General features: G+C 54.5%; 16 protein-coding genes. 4 read left to right on the top strand and 12 right to left on the bottom strand.

The genetic code is table 11. The features are described 5' to 3' along the window. Positions 1-311 precede the first annotated feature (311 nt). The 5 genes from V4U84_RS19635 to V4U84_RS19655 form a co-directional block, all read right to left on the bottom strand. Positions 312-1,169: a MurR/RpiR family transcriptional regulator gene (locus V4U84_RS19635; protein ID WP_334075388.1), complete on the bottom strand. Its 858-nt coding sequence runs from the start codon at positions 1,167-1,169 to the stop codon at positions 312-314. A 70-nt stretch (positions 1,170-1,239) separates the two neighbouring features. Next, positions 1,240-2,013, bottom strand: coding sequence for a hypothetical protein (locus V4U84_RS19640; protein ID WP_334075387.1), 774 nt, complete (start codon positions 2,011-2,013; stop codon positions 1,240-1,242). A 28-nt stretch (positions 2,014-2,041) separates the two neighbouring features. Next, positions 2,042-4,186 carry a hydantoinase/oxoprolinase family protein gene (locus V4U84_RS19645; RefSeq protein ID WP_334075386.1) on the bottom strand — a complete coding sequence of 715 codons (2,145 nt, stop codon included), beginning with the start codon at positions 4,184-4,186 and terminating at the stop codon, positions 2,042-2,044. A gap of 44 nt (positions 4,187-4,230) precedes the next feature. Continuing rightward, the gene (locus V4U84_RS19650; protein WP_334075385.1) at positions 4,231-5,526 is read right to left on the bottom strand and encodes a transporter permease; all 1,296 of its coding nucleotides are present in this window, start codon (positions 5,524-5,526) and stop codon (positions 4,231-4,233) included. Positions 5,527-5,830: 304 nt separating this feature from the next. Further along, positions 5,831-7,180, bottom strand: coding sequence for an FAD-dependent oxidoreductase (locus V4U84_RS19655; RefSeq protein ID WP_334075384.1), 1,350 nt, complete (start codon positions 7,178-7,180; stop codon positions 5,831-5,833). A 222-nt stretch (positions 7,181-7,402) separates the two neighbouring features. Here V4U84_RS19655 and V4U84_RS19660 point away from each other — a divergent pair, with 222 nt between their 5' ends. Next, positions 7,403-8,107 carry an N-acetylmannosamine-6-phosphate 2-epimerase gene (locus tag V4U84_RS19660; protein ID WP_334075383.1) on the top strand — a complete coding sequence of 235 codons (705 nt, stop codon included), beginning with the start codon at positions 7,403-7,405 and terminating at the stop codon, positions 8,105-8,107. Further along, a complete protein-coding gene (locus V4U84_RS19665; RefSeq protein ID WP_334075382.1) occupies positions 8,104-9,042 on the top strand; it encodes an ROK family protein in 939 nt (312 codons plus the stop codon). The genes V4U84_RS19660 and V4U84_RS19665 overlap by 4 nt, the downstream gene beginning before the upstream one ends. Positions 9,043-9,098: 56 nt before the next feature. Here the strand turns inward: V4U84_RS19665 and V4U84_RS19670 are convergent, their stop codons facing one another. Both V4U84_RS19670 and V4U84_RS19675 read right to left on the bottom strand, forming a co-directional pair. Continuing rightward, the gene (locus tag V4U84_RS19670; RefSeq protein ID WP_334075381.1) at positions 9,099-9,749 is read right to left on the bottom strand and encodes a DUF1266 domain-containing protein; all 651 of its coding nucleotides are present in this window, start codon (positions 9,747-9,749) and stop codon (positions 9,099-9,101) included. A 2-nt stretch (positions 9,750-9,751) separates the two neighbouring features. Next, positions 9,752-11,701: a J domain-containing protein gene (locus tag V4U84_RS19675; protein ID WP_334075380.1), complete on the bottom strand. Its 1,950-nt coding sequence runs from the start codon at positions 11,699-11,701 to the stop codon at positions 9,752-9,754. A 594-nt stretch (positions 11,702-12,295) separates the two neighbouring features. Between V4U84_RS19675 and V4U84_RS19680 the strand changes: the two genes are divergently transcribed. Next, entirely contained in the window at positions 12,296-14,260 is a 1,965-nt protein-coding gene (locus tag V4U84_RS19680) for a J domain-containing protein (protein ID WP_334077794.1), read from the top strand. A gap of 25 nt (positions 14,261-14,285) precedes the next feature. Continuing rightward, entirely contained in the window at positions 14,286-14,927 is a 642-nt protein-coding gene (locus tag V4U84_RS19685; RefSeq protein WP_334077795.1) for a DUF1266 domain-containing protein, read from the top strand. A gap of 61 nt (positions 14,928-14,988) precedes the next feature. On the opposite strand, the gene V4U84_RS19690 is transcribed toward V4U84_RS19685, so the two are convergent. The 5 genes from V4U84_RS19690 to V4U84_RS19710 form a co-directional block, all read right to left on the bottom strand. Beyond that, on the bottom strand, positions 14,989-15,816 hold the full coding sequence (locus V4U84_RS19690) for a tetratricopeptide repeat protein (RefSeq protein WP_334075377.1): 828 nt from the start codon (positions 15,814-15,816) through the stop codon (positions 14,989-14,991). Between the two features lie 41 nt (positions 15,817-15,857). After that, positions 15,858-16,046 carry a hypothetical protein gene (locus tag V4U84_RS19695; protein ID WP_334075376.1) on the bottom strand — a complete coding sequence of 63 codons (189 nt, stop codon included), beginning with the start codon at positions 16,044-16,046 and terminating at the stop codon, positions 15,858-15,860. Positions 16,047-16,107: 61 nt separating this feature from the next. Then, complete coding sequence (locus tag V4U84_RS19700) at positions 16,108-17,172, bottom strand: hypothetical protein (protein WP_334075375.1); 1,065 nt, start codon at positions 17,170-17,172, stop codon at positions 16,108-16,110. A 168-nt stretch (positions 17,173-17,340) separates the two neighbouring features. Further along, entirely contained in the window at positions 17,341-18,600 is a 1,260-nt protein-coding gene (gene ectB, locus V4U84_RS19705) for a diaminobutyrate--2-oxoglutarate transaminase (protein WP_334075374.1), read from the bottom strand. Between the two features lie 38 nt (positions 18,601-18,638). Next, the gene (locus V4U84_RS19710) at positions 18,639-19,919 is read right to left on the bottom strand and encodes an MFS transporter (protein WP_334075373.1); all 1,281 of its coding nucleotides are present in this window, start codon (positions 19,917-19,919) and stop codon (positions 18,639-18,641) included.

Consider the following 19,919-nt stretch of genomic DNA (forward strand, 5'->3'; position numbering starts at 1 on the left):
GCGCGGAAATTCCTCCACCTGGCGTGGTCCGCAAGCCGGAACAATAACCAGCGCTAACACTTAGCGGGAAAACCTCCCGTTAATTCGCCCCTTGCCGCCCACGGCTAGCGATTAGCTGGAAAACCTCCAGCTAATTTAGGGGGCAGAGGTTCTTATCGCCCCTATCCGGCGGGTTTAGCGGGAGAAATTCCAGCTAAATGGTGCAATATGGGCGAAACGAGCCAAATTAACAGGAGAGATTCCCGTTAATGGATCGAGTTCATTCAAAAAGCGGCTTGCCGATGGAGGCAAGCCGCTTTTTTGATTGGCGATCAGTAATACTCCGTTACCGAAGGCCGGCTGGAGATGATGCCCTCGCTGTCCAGCTTCTTCTTGAGGTAGGATTTGTCCGAGGAAATGAGCAGGCTCATGACGGCGTCGACCACAAACAGGAAAGTGATGTGATTGGACATCATGGCGCTGTTGCTGACGGACATTTTGTCCGGCACGATGATGTTCGTTTCCGCGGCCTCGGTGACCGGGGAAGAATCGTAGCAGGTGATGGCCACCGTCTTCGCCTGGTTCATCTGCGCCGTGGATACCGCGTCGATAATTTCCGGCGTCGCGCCGGAACGGGTGAACGCGATGACGATGTCCTCCGCCGTGGCCTGGGACGCCGCGATTTTCATCGCGCGGCTGTCGCTGCTGGCCTCCGCGCTGATCCCGATCAGCGACAGGCGGTTCTTCAGGGCCATGGCCGAGAGGAAAGAATCGAAGATGCCGAAAATGTGGATGCGCCTGGCCTGCTTCAGCATTTCCGCCACACCCTGCAGCGCCTCCTCGGAGATCATCGCCGACGTGTTGACGACCAGCTCGTTGTAATCGAGGGCCAGTCCGTCGATGGGCGTGATTTCGCGGCGTTCTTTTTTCCGCGTCTGCATTTCCCGGTAAAACGTATCCTGGGCGATCGCGATCTTGAAATCGTTAAAACCCTTAAACCCGATTTTCTTGCAAAAACGGTTGATGCTTGTCTCCGAAACGCCGATCTCATTGGCAAGCGCCGTAATCGTATGCTGGGTAATAAACTCGGGATGATGAATGACAAAGTGAGCGATCTGGTTTTCGCCGTAGGTAAATTTTTGCTTGAGCGATATGATTTTTGCAATCACCGCGGGTACTTGCGAAGCCATGATATGTCCTCCTGCATTTGCGATTAAACCGCTCCGAAGGAACGACCTTTCGCAGTAAACGATTTACCTATTATAGCATATGGAGTCCACTCTCGCCCAAAATTGTTTTCCACTTATTCACATTTTCCACAAACTGCTCCATTTTCATCCGGTCCGTCTGCACGAGGTAAATATTGTCCAGCAGGCTAGGCAGATAGGGGAGCCCGAGCAATTCCTTGCAAAAAGCGTGCGCCGCAATCTCGCTCGTCTGCAAGATCGTGGCCATTCGGCGGAAGGGGCCGAGTTTTAGGCACTCCACCGGCTCCAGCAGCTCATTCGTAAACCGCCCGCTGCGGTACTCCAGCAAGTGATAATACTCATGCGCCAGGTGGATGTCCACGATCCTCTCGAAGGTCACGGGGCCGAGCGCCCCGTCCGATGCCGCAGCCGCGGCTTGAAGCTGATGCATGGATTCCCGGTAGACGGTGATCTCCGGGACCTTTCCGCTCCAGTCCAGTTGAGCCCGCAGCGCCACTTTGAAGGCACCGTTGCCCGCACCCGCCGATGCCGCCAGATTGAAGCGGACCCCCGCCTGATCGAGAAGCTGCCGGATGGGCTGCCCCTTCAGCCGGGCCGCCGCTTCCCGTCCCATCTCCAAAGAACGCGACAAGTAATACCCGTACTTCCCGGGTTCGATTTTATGAAAAACCGGATCCCTCTCCAGCTCCGCGAAAGCCAGTACCTCATCGTTAAGGCCCAGGCTGCGGATCTCGTAAACAGGATGCCGGCCCGCGCCCGCGCCGACGCCCACGCGCTGCTCCTGCCCCTGTTCCCGTTCCTGTTCTCGTACTTGTACACCTGTCATGGCCACCTGCCCCCTCACGCTTTTAAGTCTATTGGTACGCTACCGCGAGCCAAACTTCCTCCTCGCCCAGCATTTCCGTCTCCATGTCCAGGATGGACAGCAATTGTTCCCTGGTCTGCATCCCGGTCAGATCGAGCATTTTCTCCCGGAAAAACAGGAAGACCTTCGGAATCGTAGCATTGGCGTCGGAATAAATCGTATGCTCATCCAGGAAACCCACGAATGCGTCGTGCCGCTCCTTCTTGGCAAATTGGCCGTAATGCACGCCGGCCTGCTTGAACCGGACCACGCCCTCCCGGTCAACCACGCTGACGGAGATGCGTTTCTTCTTTAGAAGGCCGAAGAAGGATTTACGGATTTCTTCGCTAGCGAACAGATGCCATCTCCCCGTCTGGGCGGCCAGCCTCATGGAATCGACCGGCGCGTCCACGGAGCTTGCCGCGATGCTGCGCATTTCGTCTTCGGTTAATGCCGCCTGTCCCAGATCCTTGGACCGGAGCTCCGTCGAACCGGTCGCGATCGCGCGCAGAATGTTCTTCTGGTTATCGATTTCGATGGTAATTTCCACGGTTTCTTCGCTCGCGCCGGACTGGACGATTTTATCCATCACATCGCTGCGAATCCGCTTGATATCCGCCTCGGTCGGATTGATGACCGTACGTTCGATCTGCTCCTTGACCATAGCCAAAGCAACACCGATCGTCGAGATATACGGCGCGTTCTTGGCGATCTGCCACTTCATCCGCTCCTTCTCGGCCATCGCCGGCACGAGGACGGCCCCGCTGCCGCCTCCGCCGACCAGGGTGACGAAGTTGCGGTCCAGCTCATAGTCCGCGATCATTTCATTGACCGTTTTCATCGTCTTCTCGATCGCGATATCCATCACCTGACGGGCCGCCGCCTCTCCGGAAATCCCCAGATGCGCGCCCAAGGCGTCCCAGGCCAAGCGGGCGCTCTCCTTCCCGGCGTAAGCATAGTCCCCTTCCGGCACATAGCCGAGCAGGTTGGCCGCTCCCGCCAAGGTGAAGGAGAATTCCTCGCCGCTTCCGCCTTTCGCGATGGCGTATTCGGGGGCGTCTCCTTCGCGCGGGCTGATGAACAGCACCCGCGCGTCCTGTAGCTGTGCCGGATCCGCGAAGCATTCGTAGGCTTTCCCGGCGATATGGGCGCTCCGCGGGCCGACGTCGACGATCTTGCCGCCCGCTACCCGGATCATACTGCCGCCGGCGATGCCCAAGGTCCGCACATCCAGGGATTGCAGGTAGGTGCGGTGTCCCCCGACCTGCGCGTTCTGGATCATGACCTTGCCGTTCTTGATGACCGAGATGTCCACGCTCGTGCCGCCCACTTCAAAAAAGATGCCGTCGGAAATTTTCTCGTACATCAGCGCTCCGGCCACGCCCGCGGCCAAACCGGACAGCATCGTCAAAATCGGGCGTTTCCGCACCTCGTCGATGCTCATGACCCCGCCGTCGCAGCGCATGATCATCAGCTGCGAGGAGATGTTCGCGTTCTTGACCGATTTCTCGGTCATGTTGGCCGTCTCCATCATCTTCGGAATGAGGCTGGCATTGATGACCGCCGTTCTCGTCCGCGTCCGCAGGCCGTACAGCTGCGAAATTTCGTGCCCGCCGGTGGCGAACACGCCCCGTCGCTGGGCCGCTTCGACGACGCGCAGCTCATTCGCCGGATCATCCACGCTGTACGCCTCCGAAGCGACGATGACCTCCGCCCCCTGGGAGAGCAAATCCTGCAGCCCCTGCTCCACGGCCTCATCTTTCAGATTTTTGGAGTCCAGGTACGTGTGGTAGGTTTGCAGATTTTTGCCGGGCGCAAGCTCGATTTGTCCCGGATTGGATTCGCTGCGCGCGCTCAATCCGTCCATCCCCGCCCCCATGCCGAGGATGCCGACTTTGGCGACATCCCCTTCCAGCAAAGCGTTGGTCGCCTGGGTCGTACCGTGGGCGATAAAGGTCACGTCCTCGGGGGCGATGCCCTTGCTCTCCAAAATTGTCTGCAAAATTTGCACGATCCCTTTAGCCACGCCGTCCTCATCATGGTGCGTAGTCGGAATTTTCATTTTTTCAATAATCTCGAACGTTTCGTTATCCAGCACGACCGCATCGGTAAACGTACCGCCGACATCGATGCCTACCCTTACTTTTCTACCCATTTCATAGCTCCCTCCTATCTCTCTAAACCATGCCGTTCTCCCGCTTAAAAGACGACAAGCGCACCCCAGACCATCGAGATCAGCACAGCCGTGACCATCCAAGGCAGGGTCCGTTTCAAAATATCGTTAATGTCGCTCTTCGTAAAATCGGCCACCCAAACGTTATGGGAGTTGGTCGGGTCGGAGACGGACTGCACATTGCTGACCACCCGCAGCGCCAGCATGGCCGCGATCGGCGTCATGCCCGCCCCTACGAACAGCGCGGCGATACCGCTGCCCAGTCCCCAGACGTTCAACGGACCGCGATAAATCGCCAGCGGCGACAAAATGGTAAAGAACAGAATGTACATCAGCGGGCTGTTCGGCAGCACCGCTTCGATCAACGGCGAAATAATCGCCGTCACCTGCGGCGCCATAACAGCGTTGACCAGCATGCCGATGCCGATCATCAGCCCCAAGGCTCCGGCCACATCCTGAATCCCTTCGACGAGGGAGCTGGAGAGCACGTGCACCGGGCGTTTCGGCCAGGACAGGATCAGCGTGGCAACCGCGCCGATGATAACGGCGGGCACGATATCCATCTTGAAGACGAACACCATAATGACCGGTACCAGCGGGCTGATCAGCGCGACCGCCGGCACTTTGCGGCCATCCGCGGACGGCGAGGTCGCCGGCATCGCCCACGCTTTGCGGCCGCGCCCGTCGCGGCGGGCATAATAGACGATCATGATCATACTGATGACGATCAGCGGCAAGGCGGCGATCAACGTGTAGTCGGCGACGGTCGAAACCGGCAGACCCATGACATCCACGTAAACCGCCCAGTTGGAAACGTTGAACAGCACCCCGACGCCTACGGCAGACAGTAAGACGACGGAAGCCAGAAATTGGCTGATGCCGGCGGTCAGCATAATCGGGATAATGATTGTCCCTACGAGAATGACCATCCCCAGACCGCTCGCCGCGGAAAAGATCACCGAGGCCGTCACGAAGAACAGCAGCGCGATCAGCACCGGCTTATCCCCGGCCAGCTCGGCGGCTTTACGGATAATCGATTTGGTAACCCCGACTTTATTCAGGATTTGCCCGAACCAGGCGCCGAAGATCAGCCCGGCGATCGCCGTGGACAGCCGCATCGACCCTTGGGCCAGAATCGTTCCGCTGAGGGTCGCCGTTTCGGGATCCCCGGAAGACCAAGGTACGCCCGCAATAAGCGCGAACAAGATCGCCATGCTCGGCAGCGCCAGAATCGTCGGCAGCTTCCGGGTCATCATCAGCCCCGCAAACAGAAGAAATACGAGTAAAATGCCAATAGCCTGTACCCACATGATTGAACTCATGGTTCAAGTCCCCTTTACCGTTCAAATGAAAAGCTGAATAAGTTGAACTCTCGTTTGCAGATAGAGCATCGTGCAAAAACTAGCGGAAGTCTAACGGCTGGAGCAGCCGCTATTTTGCGAAAAGTAACCCTTTGGAAATTCTAACGGTCGTGAGAGCCCTTATTTCCCCTGGGTTCCCTCCCTAACGTCCCTAACGGCCAGGTTTATTCGAAATAAGCGCTGTGTTGGCCGTTAGAATTGGAAATCGGCGTTTTTAGGACAAATAACGGCTGTGGCAACCGTTAGAGTAAGAGTAATAATACCCTCAGACCTCCAGGTAAGCCCCCTGCTCCTTCAGCACGCTTTGTACGCGTGCCACGTCAACCTGCTGGACCTCCAGGTTTTGCAGCGCCGCCTGAGCGGCCGCGACCCCGCCCGCATGCCCGATGGCGCCGGTTGTCGGCGTCGTCCGGACGGCGGCCTGGGCTTCGAAGGTGGCCGAGAGGCAGCGGCCGATGACGATGACATTCTTCAGCGTGGGAGTTACGAGGCAACGGTACGGAATGCTGTACATGCCTCCCCATTCCAGCTTCTCGTGCTTGGTCCCCTCGCCGTCGGGGTTATGGATGTCGATCGGATAGCCGGAATGGGCGATCGTGTCCTCAAACTTCTTCTGCGACAAAATATCGGCGGCCGTCAGCGTGTAAAGGCCGATAATCTGCCGGGAGCCGCGGACGCCGATCGATGGGCCCGTCGATTCCACGGTAGCGTTTTCAAAACCGGGAATGTATGTTTTCACGAAATGTTCCAGTTCCCTGCACTGTTTCCGCCCTTCCGTCTCGGCCCGGCTGAGGCTCCAGGCATCCGTACCGTCATGTCCCAGAATCCGCGTCGTATTCAGGATCACTTCGCCGGGCGTATTCGTCTCGAAGAACAGAATATCTTCCCGGGGAATGGAAATTTCGCCCCGTTCTTTCGCCTTTTTAAACAGGCTGACAAAGCCGGCGGTCGACAATCTCGGCGCCTTCTCGATAATCGAGGTATCGCCATTGTAAAGCGGGAAATCCTCCGGATGGGCATGGATATATTCCTTGACCTTCGCGATGTCGACATTGATCATCTTCATTTTCAGCGTCATCGGCTGGGTGGCCCCGTCGCTTTCCCGCCCCTTCGTAAAGGCGGCTCCCGCACGGACGGACAGATCGCCGTCCCCGGTCGCGTCGATAAACACTTTGGCGGACAAGCGGCTTAACCCGGATTTATTGCAAACCGTAATGCCGGTGACCCGTCCATCCTCCGTGTGTACCTCCGCCAGCATCGTGTGGTACAGGATTTGGCCCCCGTTCTCCAGGACCATAGATTCCAGTTCCACCTTCATCGCCTCGGCATCGAACGGAGTGACCGAATACGTAAATCCGACCGTGTCAAAAATATGTCCCGGCGATTTGCCCACCCTCTTCAGCCTTTCGATCAGCTCATCGGTTAAGCCTTGAATGGCTTGCTTCTCCCCGGCATGAAAGGTCATCATCGGGCCGACTCCGTTGGCGGTCAAGGTCCCTCCCAAATAACCCTGGGATTCCACAATCAGCGTGTTCGCGCCCGATTTGGCCGCCGCTACCGCGGCCATCGTCCCGGAGATGCCGCCGCCCATTACTATGACGTCAAAAGACTCCATCCTGCATTTCCTCCTTATTTGTGGTTTTGGCTGTTTCTTGTGTTCTAAAGTAGCAGAACCAAATCGACTTGTAAATGATTTTGTTTATTTTTTTCTAAATATCCGTTAAATTAGAAAATAATTTTCTTTACATGTAAGGTATATGTTTTTATACTGGAAAATAGATCGATGTATGCGTTTTATTTTTTTTGGAATCCAACTAAAGGAGCCAGGGAATGGAGTATGGAGAAACTACTGGAGCAATTGAAAGGACAGTTGATCGTATCCTGTCAGGCTTATCCGGGAGAGGCGCTGTACGGCAGCCATATTATGACGGCTATGGCGAATGCCGCCAAGGATGGAGGGGCTGCGGCCATCCGGGCCAACTCGCCGCAGGATGTGGCGGCGATTAAAGAAGGCTGCGGCCTGCCGGTAATCGGAATCTGGAAGCGGAGCTATCCCGGCTCGGACGTGTATATCACGCCCTGCCTGTCCGATGCGGAGCTGATTTTTGCGGCCGGGGCAGATATCGTCGCCGTGGATGCCACGGGGCGGGAGCGGCCCGGGGGCGAATCGCTGGAAGGCCTCGTGTCCGGGATCCGGCGGCGGCCGGGACGGCTGCTGATGGCCGATGTCTCGACCGTGGAAGAAGGGATCGCCGCCGCCGCGCTCGGCTTCGATCTGATCTCCACGACGCTGTCCGGCTACACGCCTTACAGCCCGAAGAACGAAGGGCCGGACTTCCGGCTGGTGACGGAGCTGGCGTCCGCCGTGCGGGTTCCGGTCGTCGCCGAGGGCCGGATCCACAGCCCCGAAGAGGCCGCCGAGGCCTTCCGGGCGGGAGCCTTCGCCGTGGTCGTCGGCACGGCGATTACCCGGCCGCACACGGTGACGGAGCAGTTCGTCCGCGCCATACGGGGGGCCGGACCGGCCGGTGACGGCCGATGAGCCGGACGCGCGGAGCGATCGGCATCGATCTCGGCGGCACCGGCATCAAGTCGGCGCTGATCGGCACGGACGGCGGCGTCCGGCATTTCCGCACCGTGCCGACGGAGGCCGCGCGGGGCAGGGATGCCCTTCTGGCGAAGCTGTCCGGCCTCATCGGAGAGCTTCGCCGGACCGCCGCGCAGGAGGGGATGGATCTGCTGGGCATCGGCGTCGGGACGGCCGGGACGGTCGATACGGCCGGGACGGTCGCCTATGCGACGGAGCATCTGCCCGGCTGGACGGGAACGCCGCTGCGCGAGCTGCTTGAGCGGGAGACCGGACTTCCGGTCGCGGTGATGAACGATGTCCATGCCATCGCCCGGGGCGAGCAATGGAAAGGCGCCGCGCAGGGTCTCCCGAGCTTCGTCTGCGTCGCCCTCGGTACGGGAATTGGAGGCTGCATCGTGAGAGACGGCACCATGTTTACGGGGGACGACGGCTATGCGGGCGGCTTCGGCCACCATATCGTCGCCATGGGCGGCCTTCCCTGCACCTGCGGCAACCGCGGCTGCTGGGAGAACTACGCCTCCGTGACCGGGCTTAAAACGTTGATGCGCGAACAAGAAGCTCCGGACCTCTGGCTCCGGGACCCGAGGCAGCTGTTCGTGGAAGCCCGCGCGGGGAGCGCGCAGGCGCTTGATCTTGTCGACCGGTATGCGGAGCGGATCGCGGTCGGTCTCGCCAATCTGGCGCATACGCTCAACTCGCGCCGGTTCCTCCTCGCCGGGGCCATCACGGCCCAGGGCGATTTCCTGCTGGAACGGATCGGCGGGCACCTTCGCCGCATCGTGATGCCCGTCTATTGGGGCGACGGGATATTCCTCCACGCCGCCGCGCTGGGCGAGCACGCGGGCGTGGTCGGTGCGGCGTCCGCCGTGGCCGGAATGTCGGATTGAAGATTACGCAAACAAGCTGACGGGATAGAAGTTCCCGTCAGCTTGTTTTTATTCGGCTAAAAATGCAGTTTCACTTGAACCAAGGGGCTGTCGATGACATTCAGCAGTCTTCTCAGCCGCCCCTGCGCATCTCTCACATAAAATGAAGGATCGTCGATGGCGTAAAACTCCAGCCCTACGGCAAAGCTCATGCAATAATCATGCCAATCCTCATAACGATTTCTGGCGAGCTCGACAGCCTCGCCCACAAAGCTCCAGGCCTCCTCGCTTGTCAGCCATTTCAACTGTTCCGCCATAAGCGACTTGAGCACAATGAAGGAACAGTCGTACCCCGTTAATCCGCCGGAAGGCATCCGGCGCAAATAATGGTTCACGACCGCCATCTTGTGCCGAATCAGCGGGTCCGAACCGGACTCGATGCGGCGGAGCCGTTCCGCTTCGGGAAGCAAAATCAATTCTTGATGCATATTATCGAATTCGTCGCGGAGCCCTACGGACATCTGCCATTCGATATGCTGCCTCAGTTGCTCCGGCGTGTCGATATGATGCTGCTCCGACAGAATCTTTTTATTGTTGATGGTGCCAAGATACATTTTCTCGGGATGCGCAATATAATATTCCGCGCTCGGCCCCATATTAATGAAGGAAAGCATGGCATGCGCCAACGGCTTCCACTTTCTGCGCATTTCTTCCACTGTGAGCACCATGTTTACGCCTCCCCCCTCCTGCCTGAGGACCCGTCATACAACAGGAAACGTTTGTTTTTAACGATATTCTTCATGAGCCGGACATACAGCAAGACTAAGACCAGGATGTAGAACCATGCGATAACGGGAATTTCCGGGCGCAGAACGCCCCCTTCCAAACCGTCCCTGATATTGATGTAAAAATCCTGCAGGGATATCGTACCGTAGTTTCCCTTTTTCGCCCAGTTGTCCTTGAACGCTTTTAATTCGGGAGAAGAAATTTCCCGCACAATCCCTTCCGCCTCAATCGAGCCATTCTCAAAAATCTGTTTGCTCTGCTTGTAATCGGTAAGCAAGATGACGGACATCTCACCCACCCGCCCCCGGCAAATATATCCTGTTAACCGATCGAACAGGTCTCGTTGCTCCGCTTCGTTTTGAGCCATATAGGAAATCAGGTTGTTGCCGTCTTTATCCTTCTCCTTCAGTTCCAGCTCCAACGTGCCGGTGTAGAAAGCTTTGGATATGTTCAAACGCACCGGGCTTCCCGGAGGCAGCTGTTCCAACTCGTCCGCCTTTGTAACCAAGGGCGCCTCAGGAGGGTCAACCATCTGGTTCATATACGTCCAAACCGGCATTTGCACATGTTTATTCCAAGTGATGGCCAATAAAGTATGCAGCACCAGGATCAGGGCCAGGCTCATCCATTTCATGAGCAGCAGGTGCCCGAATCTCTGAAGCGTCTTGGCCGGGGAGTGCTTTCCCCATTCGCGCTGAATCTGCCGCATTTGGCTCCGGCGACCCTTGTTTGACTTGGGAAGGCGTTGAATAAATCCATCGATTTTAGCCAAATTGATGACGGCTTCCATGTCATTCTCGCGCAGCTCCAGCATTCGCGTGTAAAACCGGCGGGCCTGATCCGGCTCCTTCAAACGCATGCAGCACTGCCCCGATAAAGATAATACCTCCGGATCATCGGGTCTGAGCCGCCGAAGTCGGTCCAGTTCCTCCCTGGCTTCCTCCAGGTGATCCATCTGCAAAAGAAAACCCGTCCGGATCATGCGCATTTCCAAATCATCGGGAAAAATTCTTAGAATGTCATCGCATGCCGGCAGTGCCTTCTCCCAGTCTTCGACCTCCCGGTAAAACTCAATTTGCAAACGAAGGATTTGCGTGTCTTTGTCAAAAATTTCGCGTGCCTTTTCCAAGGCCCACCTAGCATCCTCCATCTTATGATTCTGCATGGCCAGGGCGAAATCTTCCCGGTAGAGAAGATAGGCTTCAGGATCGTCCACATTTTCCGCGGCCAACAGATCGGCATAACCGAGCTTGGCCGCAAGCGACCCTCTAACCATATAGTTAGAAATTTTGGGATATTCCTCCCGAAAACCGGCGGGGTCAAGCCCCATCTTCTCTTTGATCCCGAAAGTGCCGTCAAGCAAGACCCATACTTCGCCGGACAGAAAATAATGGTCCTCCAGATAATCCAGCACCTCGTCCGTCAGCCGTCCCTGGCTGCCCAAACGCCAAAGGACATTATTATTCAGAAGCTCGGTCCAACGCGAAAGATCGAATCTGGACGTGAAATCCTGGTACAATTGATCCAGCTCTTCCATAAATTCTTCAACGAGTTCCACCGGCGTCTTCTCGGGAAGCAGGTCCTCCGGTTCCCAGTGGAGTTTCCTGAGAGCACGGGAAAGAGGCGGTGTCAGGGCATCCTCCTCCGCTTCACTCCCTTGATCAGCATCTTCTTCGGTATCTTCCTCATCGTCCTCCACGAATCCGATACTGGCCTCGACCGCGGAAAAACCTTGTTTGACGAGCTTCATCGCCTCGTCGAACGCTTCCCTAAGGCGTTGATAGCCCTCCGGATCATCCTCGGGATGGTGCTTTTTCAGCATCCGGGCGTAAGCTCTGCGGATCTGCTTCTCGTCCTCCGTCGGAGGAAGATCCAGGATAGTCCATATATTCAAGCCGGAGCCCACCACCTGATGTCATATTTGTCGAATCTCTTTTGATGAATAGCTATTTTTATTATCGACAAAGTGCCCTTGGGTTTTTAATGCCGGTCCGTCCGTTGCTTTCCGGCGAAGGAATGTAACTAACAATCCTAAAATTGGCCTCCGATAAATGTATTAATCAGAACTAGGCAGGTTGAACTAATTGATTTGCCTATTAGACAGCGGGGTGAAGGGTTCTTTTCAAACTCTTGGCCTACAGCTCATGGTTTGGTTCAATTAAAGGGAATTCTTCCCGTTAATTCGGTGCTTATGCCGCTGCAGGGGCGATTTAGCTGGAAAACCTCCCGCTAATCCGCCTGAAATTGTGGATATCGGCCATTGGGCCAGGAAATAGATGGAGCTTTTCCAGCTAAATCCGGCTCAAGGGCCAAGAGCGGTGCATTAACGGGAGGTTTTCCCGTTAGTGTGTAGACGCCGACGGTGACGCTTCATATCTACAATTGTTGAAGTCGGTCCAACGTATTTCCGAAACCATTTCACATTTGCTAACGCCAATTCCTTAGTTCAACCTATCTAGATTTCGCTTGGAAGGTGGATCGCTTTTAGATGACCATTTGGGAACGGTTGGGGCTTCCCCCAACTACGGATATGAAAGCTATTAAACGCGCGTACGCCCGGCAGCTCAAAGTTTACCATCCGGAGGATGACCCCACCGGGTATCAAACCTTGCGGGAGGCTTTTGACGCCGCCTTGGTTTATGCCAAAAAAGGAGTGCCGCCCGAAACTGCAGACAACAATGTGGATTGGGCAGAAGCGGAAACTGCGCCTCCCCCGGAGGCAGACCTCGTCCTTCCAAAAATACGCCTGATGAATCCGGAAGCGGACCCGGACGACAACTTGAATCGGGAACCGGACCTCGTCCTTCCAAAAATACGCCTGATGAACCCGGAAGCGGACCCGGACGACAACTTGAATCGGGAACCGGACCTCGTCCTTCCAAAAATACGCCTGATGGAAATGCCTCCCGTTGCGGAAGTCGATCCGGCCGAAGCGAATTTTCGAGCCGTCGCGGAATGGATAGGTCTCGCGGCCGCCCTGTACGATGACTTCCCTTCACGGATATCGGCAGTGAAGTGGGAGGAGCTTCTTCACTCCGAAACAGTGTGGAATCTGGACACCGCCTCCGTTGTCAGCGCACAGTTATTATCGCTTTTGCAGACGCGCCGCTATCTGCCGACCGAAGTCTGGCGAATGCTCGAGAAGAGTTTCGGCTGGCTCCGCATGATGGAAGCATCGGACGAGTACGACCCTGACCTCCATGCCGATTCCTTTCTGCTCTTTTATCAAAGGCAGCTTCAATCGGGTTTCCGTTTCGATTCGCTTCTCCGGGCGGAGAATGTCGATATAGACCGGTTTTTGGAACTTCGGGATCTCGGGCATCAAGCTCTGGTCATGGACCAAATATCGCAAGCTGAACGACATCTGCAAAGTGCCTATACCCTTTTTGCCGATGATCCCGACCTGCTCAGGCTGCTGGGGGAGTGTTGTTTTCGCAAAAACTACTACAAAAAAGCGTTGGATTACTTCAACCGGTTGATTGAGATCATGCCTGAAGAAATCGACGGGTATTTGTATCGTGCCAAATTGCTGCACTATAAACGGGACTATGCTCAATTGCTGGAGGAATGTAACTCCATCCTTTCCCGCTGGCCGGAACATGAGCAAGCCCGTCTGCTAATGGCTCGCGCCTGCCTGGCACTTGGCCAAAAAGCGGAAGGAACAGCCTTGCTTCAAAGCGCAGCGGAAGTCCATCATCCCGCTGCCAGGATTCAATCCATTCCGGATCGGACCAAATGGAGGCGGTTCGTAAACCGCAAAATATTAACCGGTTTTGTCTTAGCCCTGACGGCCCATTTGCTTCTGATCGGCCTGCTCATTTCGTATTGGAACGCGGCCAATGCCAGAATACCGAAAAGCGTAAAAGATCTCCAGGATCCGAACCTTATAAGCGATCAAAGGTATATTGAACTGCCGAATTTGGATCTAAAAAACCTGGAGGTGGGAGAGTATGTCCTAGACGATCAACGCGTTTTCGAATACAAACCCTATGCCTTTCTTCGTTTTGATCAATACGGGGATCCTGACCGTTACATATATCTCGGGGAAATTTCGGGAATGCCCATCATTTTCTTATCCGAGACACCGCTTGAGCTTGCAAAGGAAAAGCGCCAAACGCCGCTAAGAGGATACTTGCATAAAACCGAGCCCGATTTGGGCTTGGCGGTCGCTCAAAGTCTTCATTGGGAGTCTCTTTCTCCTTCCGACACCGTGATAGGGAGAGTGGAAGCTTATTCACGAAGCCTGAACGGCCTCGATGCCAAAGCGGCCGATAAGCTTCCGCCTTCCGAGCTTGACCCCATCGTCGAAACGTATTTCGAAGTCAGAGGACCGATGGCCGAAACGCCGTTTAACAGACAGCTCGTCTTCCAGCTTGGAATCCTGGTTTTTCTAGGGGTTATCGGCGTATACAAAACGGTATTTGAATATATAAGAATTCGCCGGATTCGATAAATTTGCGAAAGGAGCATACTGGAGAATGTTACGGCAATGGGACAGATTATCATTTTACGATTCTATGACTTATACGCTGTTTAATACTGGACTTTCTTTCAATAAAGGGATAGATAGCTATCGCCATATCCAAACATGCCCCTCTCAAGCGATCACCGACTTCATGCTCCTTCATGGCATTAAAAATGAAGAAACCTTCGATCACTTTCTGAACTGGCTGCACCATAAGGGTTATCGGCATGACTTTAACAACTATGCCCGGCTGCTTTCCACTCTATCTCATCCTGCACGTCAACAATATATGGAAACGGTGGGGGAGGAACATAAGAATAAGTCCAGGCTGTATTGTGTCCATACCTTCATGGATGTATTGGCACCCTCCCATATCGCTGCCTATGACTATGCGCTAATGGTAGCCATATTTCGGATGGGGGTCCGTGTCAAATTCATGACTCGAAAATCCGCTCGTTCCTTCAGTACGCAAATCGCTGAGGTTGTGCAAAAAATGTACGTGAACTGGAGTGAATTCCATGCCGCTTGTATTGCCGGGGCTTATTTTTCCGCTTCCCCGGCCGACCTGGCGGCGCTCACCAGCAAATACTCTCTGGATTTGCTTATAGCAACCCGCCATACTCCGCTGATTGAATGGGATTTCAAACTATCTTGATCAGCGATTGGCGGGCGGATACTTAAAAAGCGGCTGCCTCTTTCGGGGCAGCCGCTTGAATTTACTGATATCTCTTAAGTTCGGGATGCCTAATGTAAAACAGTTCTTTATAATTAAGCTCCCCTTTTTCCGGCTGGTAATCCAACCCAAAAGCCTGTATATTCTTCTTCACATTTTCTACGTACTTATCTACGTCTTCCTCAAAAACATCTAAATCAATTTCGGGAATGATTCGGTAAATGATGAATTCGGTATCATGTTGTTCTTCCATCTCTTGATATTTCTCATACAATCGGATTCCTTCGGGAGTTACGGGTTCGTTCGGCAAGCGCTTGTTGCCGGCGGAATATTTTTGGGCTAACGGGTGCATCGCGGCGATCGACTCGGATATCTTTTTTGATGAAAGCGTCCCGCCCTTTTTTAACTCTTCCTTAATCTGTTCCCATTCGGCATCCAGCTCCAGCATATCTCCGTAGAACTCCTTGATTTGCCTGGTCTCCAAAACCCCCAAAAGTCTTTGGTAACTTTCGTTCGGTGTATGAGGCGCCAGTTCCTTGGCCCGTTCAAATAACTCCAGGGCTTCATCCAATCGATTCTTCTTAAAAGCCGCATTCCCTTCCCGGATCAGGTCGGCGGTCAAATGCATAATCTCCTCGGCCTGTTCCTTCTTCTCCCGGGTCTGCAGGTTTTCCGGGTCCATGCGAAGAACCTCGGCATACACCTCGACCGCCTGTTCAAAATCCCGCTCACGCAAAAGATTGTCGCCTTGCGCAATCGGTCTATCCTCTTCGTTGCGATCAACAGGTGGTGTGTTATTACTCGGGAAAAAAACGAGCAGAAAAAAGAATCCTACCAGATAAATGATAGCCCAGTGCCATTTCATTTTCATGCCCTTGACGAGTCTCCTTCAACTTAACAAGATTTCCCGATCTATTTGCGCCGCTGCTTCGTCATCCGCATATACATCACGATGGCGGCAATCATCATGGCGATAAAACCGATGTTTTTGGCCATCTCGGGCGCCAGACCGAACAGCAGGCACAGATTGCTTACGAGCGAATTCGTCAGCAACGCAACCAGAATCAGCATCACCGGTCGCCAAACATTGTATCCTCTCAAATGAATGCCCCCTGAAAAGTTATTAAAGGTTATTATATCACGCCGATCCGTCGGCCGCCTTTTAACTTGATGAAATATCGGTAATGGTCCACTTCCCGCTGTCCCCGGTTCCTTCCTTAGTCAATCGGAAAGCAGCCTTATGCTGTCTCCCGTTCTCATCCTTCCATTTCAGTGTGGCGGTCGCGTCCGTGTCGTCCTCTTTCACGTCCAAGGCGCTCCCTTCCTCCTCCAGGTCCAATATCAAGTTTTGCATAACGCTGTAATCCACTTGAGGCCCGGCCTTGTCGGGGTTCTTGCTGCAGTACCGGCACAGCTCCGCCCGGCGCGAGGCAACATTCTGCGGCGGCTGCTCGTCGATTATGCCTAAGGCCAAATATTCCTCGACAACTTCCTCCGGACTCGCCGGATAATCGGGCAAATTCACGGACGTATCGGCATGTATAAACTCCCCTTTTTGGAGCTTATAAGTGCGGGTTACTTCATAATATAATACGTCATAGCTATAGCGGCGCTGCTCATAACAGTCGAAACGGCCGTTATTGTCGGTGTCCAATAAGACATCCTCGCCGGCACCGGTTGCCGAGGCGCTGTAGGCGATATTTTCCGGAATGCCCCCTTCCAAATCGAACAAGCTGAAACCGGTCATGCTGGCCCAGTTGGTAAGCCCCAGGAAGATTACTTTGTCTTCCCTCCCCTCCAATTGAATGAGCTTGATTTCTTCGACGCTGTAACCGCCCGAATTCAGGTTGTCCCCCAACTGGACAATTTGGCCGTCCCGGTTTTTGAGCACATAGATATCTGTCAAATCGTCCTCGGAAGGGCCGTAGGCCACTACCGCCTCTTCCAGCCCATCCCGGTCCAAATCCTCCTTTTCAAAAAAGAACAATTCCAGGTTTGCCCCAAGCCCCTTCTCTTTAATGAATTTTTTGAACAGCGGGGTGGAGTCGGGTTCGCCCGCTCCTTCCTTGGCTTCCGCACCGTTCGGCAAAGGCGCCTCCGTCCTCTGCACCGGTTCTGCGTTCGCCTGAGCGCCGACGTTCGCATTGTTGCCCGGAGCCGCTTTGGAACAGCCGACCAAAGCGGCCAGAGCCAAAATGGAAACCATCCGCCCGAATTTTGTCATCATCGTATGTACATCTCCTATCCTGTCTGTCTTGTCAAACTAGCCTCCTTCTCTGTTTTAACAGATTTTCCCGGCGCATGCCATAAGGACCGGTTCCGCCATCGTACGATGCTTCCCGCCAACGTCACAAAAGTAACAAGCCGGGGTCCAGTGGACCCCGGCTCTCGCTGCTTAAAGGCTATACGAATAACAAGCTTTGCTGATCGACTCTTTGATCGTCTCGCACCCGCGCTTCAAATTATCCATACTGATCGTCAGCGGAGGCATAATCTTGATCACCGTATCATTCCGGCCGGCTCTTTCCAGAATGAGGCCGTCCTTAAAGCAATTTCTGGCAATCTCCCCTGCCGCCTCCTCGCCCAGCACTGCGACGTCAATTCCCCAAATCAATCCGATGCCGCGGATATAAATACCGGGGGCCAGCGGTTCGATTTCATTTTTCAAATATTGGGCGACAAAGGCCTCCTTCTCCCGAACCTGCTCCCCGAGCCTCTCCGCCGCTCTGAATTCCAGCGCGGCTTTGGCCGTAACGAAGGCCAATTGATTGCCCCGGAATGTCCCGTTATGCTCTCCCGGACTCCAAATATCCAGCTCCGGTCTGATCAGCAGCAAAGACATCGGCAATCCGTACCCGCTAATCGATTTGGACAAAATGACGATATCGGGCACGATTCCCGCACGTTCAAAGGAGAAAAACGGGCCGGTTCTGCCGCAGCCGACCTGAATGTCGTCGACAATCAACAGGATATCGTGGTCGTCGCAAAGCTGGCGCAGGTTTTGGAGCCACTCGATTCCGGCCACATTGATCCCGCCCTCCGCCTGAACGGTTTCCAGAATAATCGCCGCGGGTTTGGCCGTCCCGGAATGCGTATCCGTCAGAAGCCGCTCCATGTAACGGATCGTATCCAAGCCTTCAACCGACGCTTCGTAAGGAATAAAAGTAACGTGGCTAAGCGGAAGTCCCGCACTTTCCCGCATCGAATTGCTGCTGGTGATGGACAGGCTCCCCAGGGACATCCCGTGGAATCCGCCCATAAAGGCAAAGACGCCGGTTCTGCCCTTGACCTTTCGAGCCAGCTTCAATGCGGCCTCGACCGCGTTTGTCCCCGTAGGTCCGCAAAATTGCAGTTTATAGTCCAGGGCTCGTGGCTGGAGAATATGCTCCGAGAACGAGAGAATAAAGTCTTCCTTTGCCTTGGTATACATATCGAGTCCATGCATAATCCGGTCTTGGGAGACATACTCCAAAATTTTGGCCTTCATGTATTCGTTGTTATGTCCGTAATTAAGTGCGCCCGCGCCCGCAAAGAAATCGATATAGCTCTCCCCCGTCTCCGAATACAATTGATCGCCCTTCGCTTTATCAAAGATGACCGGGAAGCTTCTGCAATAAGACCTAACGTTGGACTCCAGGACTTCGAATGCTTTCATTTTTCATTCCTCCTCGGTTTTTTCCGTTCTATGAAATGTCAGGCTTCGTGTGCTTCCACAACCCTAATGGGCTCCGGCTCCTTGCCTTGGGTAAAAAACTCCCTCAAGTCCCGGTTGCGGTGGGCCAATATGCCGACCGCAAGCATTCCGACGCCCGATATCACCGTAATGTAGTACCAGTCCACGATCTCCAGAAGAGCTCCGTAAACCCACATCCCGACGGGCACAGCGATCGTCGTTACCGTGCTCACTACCCCTAAAATACTGGCTCTGATCCGCTCGGGGATATAAAGCTGAACATAAGAGAGCATGGGGATATTTCCCATCGTGTTCAAGGCCCCGGTAAACGACAAGACGATCATAAAACCGGCCATAAGCAGCGCTGTCGCACTCTTTTCGAAAATCGACCATTCCGGAAACATCCACAGGATGATCATTAAAGCTTGGCACTGGATGAGAATGAATATTTTGTTGGTGATAAACCGGTTTACCGCCGGCAGCGACACGAGAATGGCTCCAATAATGACGCCGACCGCCAGAGCCGCTTCGATAAAGGATAACTGCTGCGGAGACATATCCAGCGCCTGATAAACGATAAACGGCAGGATCAGGGAAACCGCAGGCCCGATCACAAAGTTGATAAAGACGAAGATCATCAGCAAATACTTGATTGCAGCGCGCTGCCGAATATATCCGTAAACCTCCTTCAAGCTTTCGAAATAAGGCTTCGACTCCTCGCTCTCGGCTTTGCGGGACGAGAACCGCAGCATCAAATTAAGAAACCCGGATAGTATGAACGCGGCCCCCTCGATCAAAAAAATCCGCTCCAACCCGAATTGACTGTAAGCCGCCGCCCCCAGCACCGGCCCTAATATCCCGATTAGGGCACCGATGCTTTGCGTGCTGGAGTTGACCGTCGCCACCCGCTCAGGGGCCACGATATTCGGAATGGACGAGTTAATCGTCAGGGTAAACAGCGCTTGGAGTGCGCTTAGGATCACGGCGTAAACGACGAACAGCCAAATGCTGTCATGATAAAAATGAAACATGAACATGAGCAGCAGAATGGAAATTCCGCACAGGAAATCGGAAATGACCAATATCCGTTTTTTGCTGCGGCTGCGGTCGACGAGGACACCTGCGACCATATTGACGATGATGCCGGGAATATAGGTAAAACTCAATACAAGCGCGAACATACTCGATGATCCGGTGAGATCTAAAATGTACAGACTAAGCGCAAAGCGAAAAATGGATGTCCCCAGCTCAGTAATAAGCCTGCTGAGACTGAAGATTACAATGTTTTTGGAATCTCTCAT

The sequence above is a fragment of the Paenibacillus sanfengchensis genome, from assembly GCF_036864765.1.
Lineage (GTDB): Bacteria > Bacillota > Bacilli > Paenibacillales > Paenibacillaceae > Fontibacillus > Fontibacillus sanfengchensis.